General features: G+C 73.2%; 6 protein-coding genes. 3 read left to right on the top strand and 3 right to left on the bottom strand.

The genetic code is table 11. The features are described from left to right. Both B7L92_RS18900 and B7L92_RS18905 read right to left on the bottom strand, forming a co-directional pair. Positions 1-459: SDR family NAD(P)-dependent oxidoreductase (locus tag B7L92_RS18900; protein ID WP_143626348.1), on the bottom strand; the 459-nt coding region annotated here is incomplete at its 3' end. Positions 460-477: 18 nt separating this feature from the next. Continuing rightward, positions 478-1,662 carry a phytanoyl-CoA dioxygenase family protein gene (locus B7L92_RS18905; protein ID WP_081238713.1) on the bottom strand — a complete coding sequence of 395 codons (1,185 nt, stop codon included), beginning with the start codon at positions 1,660-1,662 and terminating at the stop codon, positions 478-480. Positions 1,663-1,768: 106 nt separating this feature from the next. Between B7L92_RS18905 and B7L92_RS18910 the strand changes: the two genes are divergently transcribed. Together B7L92_RS18910 and B7L92_RS18915 are read left to right on the top strand one after the other, a co-directional pair. Continuing rightward, on the top strand, positions 1,769-2,803 hold the full coding sequence (locus B7L92_RS18910) for a LacI family DNA-binding transcriptional regulator (protein ID WP_081238714.1): 1,035 nt from the start codon (positions 1,769-1,771) through the stop codon (positions 2,801-2,803). Between the two features lie 114 nt (positions 2,804-2,917). Continuing rightward, the gene (locus B7L92_RS18915; RefSeq protein WP_081238715.1) at positions 2,918-3,490 is read left to right on the top strand and encodes a TMEM175 family protein; all 573 of its coding nucleotides are present in this window, start codon (positions 2,918-2,920) and stop codon (positions 3,488-3,490) included. Positions 3,491-3,494: 4 nt separating this feature from the next. Here B7L92_RS18915 and B7L92_RS18920 read toward each other — a convergent pair whose 3' ends face one another. Continuing rightward, positions 3,495-4,658, bottom strand: coding sequence for a Gfo/Idh/MocA family protein (locus B7L92_RS18920; protein ID WP_081238716.1), 1,164 nt, complete (start codon positions 4,656-4,658; stop codon positions 3,495-3,497). 110 nt (positions 4,659-4,768) lie between these two features. Between B7L92_RS18920 and B7L92_RS18925 the strand changes: the two genes are divergently transcribed. After that, the coding region (locus B7L92_RS18925; protein WP_143626349.1) for a LacI family DNA-binding transcriptional regulator at positions 4,769-4,964 on the top strand (196 nt) is incomplete at its 3' end.

A 4,964-nucleotide genomic window follows, 5' to 3' on the forward strand; every position in this document is an offset into this window, starting at 1 on the left:
CTTCGCGATGCAGGCCGCCGTCGCGGACATGGTGCGGCGCGAGGAACCGGGCACCGTCGTCAACATCATCACCTCGTCCGCGACGGCGGCCTGCATCGCGAAGAACGGGGCCTTGAGGTTGACCGCGACGTGCTGGTCGAACAGTTCGGGCGTGGTGTCCAGCAGGGTGCCGCGCGAGGTCAGCCCCGCCGAGTTCACCAGGCAGTCCACCCGGCCGTGCGCCTCGACCACCCGTGCGACGGACGCCTTGGCTTGTTCGGCGTCCGCCAGGTCGGCGCGGACGAACATCGCCCTGCCGCCCGCGGCGGTCAGCTCGGCCGCCAGGGCCTCACCGGGTCCGGGGCGCCGGCCGGTGACGGCCACCGCCGCCCCCTCGCGGACCGCCGCCCGCGCGACGGCGGCACCCACACCCTGGCTGCCGCCGTTGACGAGGACGATCTTGTCGTCGAGAAGTCCCATGGTTCCCTCCGGGTCCCTTCAGCTCTCGCGCCGCTTGGCGCCGGCCCGCAGTTCGTCCCGCAGGGTCCGCGCGGTCCACCCCTCGCGCAGCGCCCGCCGTACGACGTCGGCCTGCGAGGACGGGGCCAGGCCGTCGACCGGCGGGTCGTTGTCGAGGTTGGTGGGGAAGGGGTAGCCCTCGGCGCTCGCCGCGATCACGTTCTCCAGCCACTGCTCGCCGGCGCCCTCGGCCTTGCGCGCCAGCAGCACCGGGTAGACGGCGCCCGCCACGGCCTCGCGGTCGACGGTCTCCATCGCCCGCCCGAACGCGGACGACACCTGGAGCAGGTTGGCCATGCGCCGGATGTCCGCCGAGTGGTTGGCGCCGGCGGCGTGGAACAGCGCGGGGTTGAAGAACACCGCGTCGCCCTTGGCGAGCGGCAACTGGACGTGGTGCTCCTCGAAGTACGTCCGGAACTGAGGGAGCCGCCAGGCGAGGTAGCCCGGCTCGTACTTCTGGGAGTGCGGCAGGTAGAGCGTCGGACCGGACTCCACCGGCATGTCGCAGTGCGCGACCGCGCCCTGGAGGGTGAGCACGGGGGAGAGGCGGTGCACGTGCGCGGGGTGGGCGGCGGCGACCTCGTTGGTCAGGAAGCCGAGGTGGTAGTCGCGGTGCACGGTCTGCGCGGCACCGCCCGGGTTGACCACGTTGACCTGGGAGGTGACCTGGTAGCCCGGGCCCAGCCAGGCCGAGGAGACCAGGGCGATCACGTCGTTGGCGTAGTAGTCGGCGAACGCCTCCGGGTCGTGCAGGGCCGCCTTCTCCAGGGCGTTCCACACCCGGTCGTTGGCGCCCGGCTCGGCGAAGTGGTCGCCGGCGGTGGCGCCCGAGGCGCGCTGCTGGGCGATCAGGGCGTCGAACACGGCGGAGGTCCGGTCGACCACCGCCGGGTCGGGGAAGGCGCCGCGGATCACCACGATGCCGGGGCCGTCGGCGAGGGCGCGGACCAACTCGGCCTGGACCGCGCGGCGGTCGGCGAGGGCGAGCCGGTCGGCGTCGTACAGCAGCACGTTCCGCTCGACCGCGGAGGCGTGCGGGTGGGCGGCGGGGTCGGTCGTCTGCTCGACCAGGGTGCGGAAGGCGTCCAGGTCGCAGTCCCGCTCGGACAGCCAGGCGGCGTGTGCGGGGAAGGTCTGCGCGGGGGTGGAGACGGTGGAGGACATCCTCGTCCTTTCGGGTCACGGAGCGACTCGGTTCTGCCATTCTTGTCAGTACAAACCCTTCGAACAACCAGCAGGAAGCCATCAAAAACCCCTCAGGAGACGCGGCATGGGCCACCCCTTCCCGATCCGGGAGATCGCACGTCAGGCAGGGCTGAGCGAGGCCACCGTCGACCGGGTCCTCAACGGCCGGGGCGGCGTGCGGGAGAGCACCGCGCAGGAGGTGCACCGGGCGATAGCCGACCTGGACCGGCAGCGCACCCAGGTCCGGCTGGTGGGCCGGACGTTCATGGTGGACATCGTGATGCAGTCGCCGGAGCGGTTCTCCACCGCCGTCCGCGCGGCCCTGGAGGCCGAACTCCCCTCCCTGCACCCGGCCGTGGTCCGCTCCCGCTTCCACTTCCGCGAGACCGGCCCGGTCGCGGAGCTGGTCGCCGTCCTCGACCGGATCGGACGGCGCGGCTCGCAGGGGGTGATCCTCAAGGCCCCGGACGTCCCCGAGGTCACCGCCGCCGTCGGCCGGCTCGCGGCGGCGGGCGTCCCGGTGGTGACGCTGGTGACCGACCTGCCCGCGAGCACCCGGGTCGGCCACGTCGGCAGCGACAACCGCGCGGCCGGCGCGACCGCCGCGTATCTCATGGGGCAGTGGCTCGGCGACCGTCCGGGCAATGTGCTCACCAGCCTCTCCAGCGGCTTCTTCCGCAACGAGGAGGAGCGCGAGATGGGGTTCCGCAGTGTCATGCGCGCCCGCCACCCCGGGCGCGCCCTCGTCGAGATCGCCGAGGGGCAGGGCCTGGACGCCACCCAGTACGACCTGGTCCGGTCCGCCCTGGAACGCGATCCGGACATCCGCGCCGTCTACTCGATCGGCGGCGGCAACATCGCCACCCTGCGCGCCTTCGAGGACGCCGGGCGCGAGTGCGCCGTGTTCGTCGCGCACGACCTCGACCACGACAACACCCGGCTGCTGCGCGAGCACCGGCTGTCCGCCGTGCTCCACCACGATCTGCGCCACGACCTGCGCGAGGCCTGCCACCTCGTGATGCGCGCCCACGGGGCGCTGCCACCCGCCGGGCCCACCCTCCCCTCCCCGATCCAGGTGGTCACGCCCTACAACATGCCGCCCCTGACGTTGGCCGGGTGAGAGCCCGCGGTGAACGGGCCCCGGCCCGAGCGTGTACCCCCGTGCGCCGGGCCGGGCCCGCCTACCGTCGGGCGCATGAGGAAACCGACCCCGGAAGGCGGACCCGAACGGCTGATGACACTCGCCGACGGCGTGTTCGCCATCGCCATCACCCTGCTGGTGCTGGATATCTCCGTGCCGCAGGGGCTGAACTCCGAGGAGTTCCACCAGGCCCTGGGCGACACGCTGCCCAACCTGGGCGCCTACGGGATCAGCCTGGCGGTGCTGGCCGGCTTCTGGCGCGACCACCGGGCGATCTTCCGCCCCGTCCAGCAGGTGGACGGGAACGTGATCGGACTGACCGTGCTCGGTCTGGGCCTCGCGGCACTGCTGCCGTTCCCGACCGCGCTGGTCTCCGAGTACGGCGACGAGCCCGCCTCGGTGGTCATCTACTCGGTGGCGGTCGCCTCGCTCGGCGCCGTCCACCTCGCGCTGGCCGTCCTCATCGCCCGCCGCCCCTGGCTGCGCGGCGGAGCCGCACCCGTGCGGGACGAGGTGCTCTACGCCGTCGACCTGGGGGTGACGGTGGTGGTGTTCCTGGTGACCATCCCGCTCGCCCTGCTCGTCGGGTCCGCCGCCATGTGGTGGTGGCTGGTGCTGGTGCCGCTCAAGGTCTGGCTGGGCCGCCGGGAGAACGCGGCCCGTTGAACCGTCACGCCGGAGCGTCCACCGTCACCCACGCCCCGCTCCCGGCCGACCGCGCCATCGCGTCCAGTACGGACGCGCTGTGCACGGCGTCCGCGAGGGTGGCGCCGTGCGGGACGCCCTCGGCGACGGAGCGCAGGAAGCGGTACGCCTCGATGACCTTGAGGTCGTCGTAGCCCATGGCGTTCGCCGCGCCCGGCTGGAAGGCGCCGAACTCGCCCTGGCCCGGGCCGACGTAGACGGTGCTGACGGGCTGGTCCTGGTAGGCGGCACCGCGGCCGACGCCCAGTTCGTTCATGCGCCGGAAGTCCCAGAAGACCGCGCCCTCGGTGCCGTGCACCTCGAAGCCGTAGTTGTTCTGCTCGCCGACCGAGACCCGGCAGGCCTCCAGCACCCCGCGCGCGCCGGAGTCGAAGCGCAGCAGGCAGTTCACGTAGTCCTCGTTCTCGACCGGGCCGAGTTCGCCGCCGGCGGCGCGGGAGTGGCCGGCCGTGGCGCCCGCGGGACGGGCCCGCTCCGGCAGGAAGATCGCCGTGTCGGCGGTCAGCGCGGTGATGTCGCCGAGCAGGAAGCGGGCCAGGTCGACGCCGTGCGAGGCCAGGTCGCCGAGCACCCCGCTGCCCCCGCGCGCCCGCTCGTACCGCCAGGTCAGGGCACCCTCGGGATGGGCGGCGTAGTCGCTGAACAACCGGATGCGGGCGTGCGTGACCCGGCCGATCCCGCCGGAGGCGATCAGGTCCCGGGCCGCCTCCACGGCGGGCGCGTTGCGGTAGTTGAAGCCGACCGCGCCCTGGACCCCCGCCGCGGCGACCGCGTCCGCGACCGCACGGGCGTCCTCCGTCCCCAGGCCCACCGGCTTCTCGATCCAGAGGTGCTTGCCCGCCTCGGCCATCGCGACGCCGATCTCGCGGTGCAGGAAGTTCGGGGCGGTGACGCTGACGGCCTTCACCCTCGGATCGGCGGCCACCTCCCGCCAGTCGCGGGTCGTCGAGGCGAACCCGAACTGCGCCGCGGCCTCCTCGGCCCGGCCCGGCACCTCCTCGGCGACGGACACGAGTTCGGGCCGCAGGGCGAGGTGCGGGTAGTGGTGGAGCACGCGGGCGTACGCCTGGGTGTGCACCCGTCCCATCCAGCCGAATCCGACGACGGCGACACCGAGCGTATCCACCATGAGAGCCCCTCTTTGGACCGTTCCAGGATCTGTCCACGCCACCCTGTGCGGCCATGACCAGGGGTGTCAAGGCTTTGACAGGAGACGGGCGACGTGGAACGGTCCAACTCATGAGACCGCCGACGATCCGTGATGTGGCCGCACGAGCCGGCGTGTCCAAGTCGCTGGTCTCGCTGGTGCTGCGCGGCTCGGACCGGGTGCGCCCGGAGAAGCGGGAAGCGGTGCTGCGGGCCGCGCGCGACCTCGGCTACCGCCCCAACACCGCCGCGCGCAGCCTGAGCGAGCGGCGCGGCCTCCCCCTGGCTC

Source organism: Streptomyces viridosporus, from assembly GCF_002078235.1.
In the GTDB taxonomy this organism is placed as follows: domain Bacteria; phylum Actinomycetota; class Actinomycetes; order Streptomycetales; family Streptomycetaceae; genus Streptomyces; species Streptomyces viridosporus.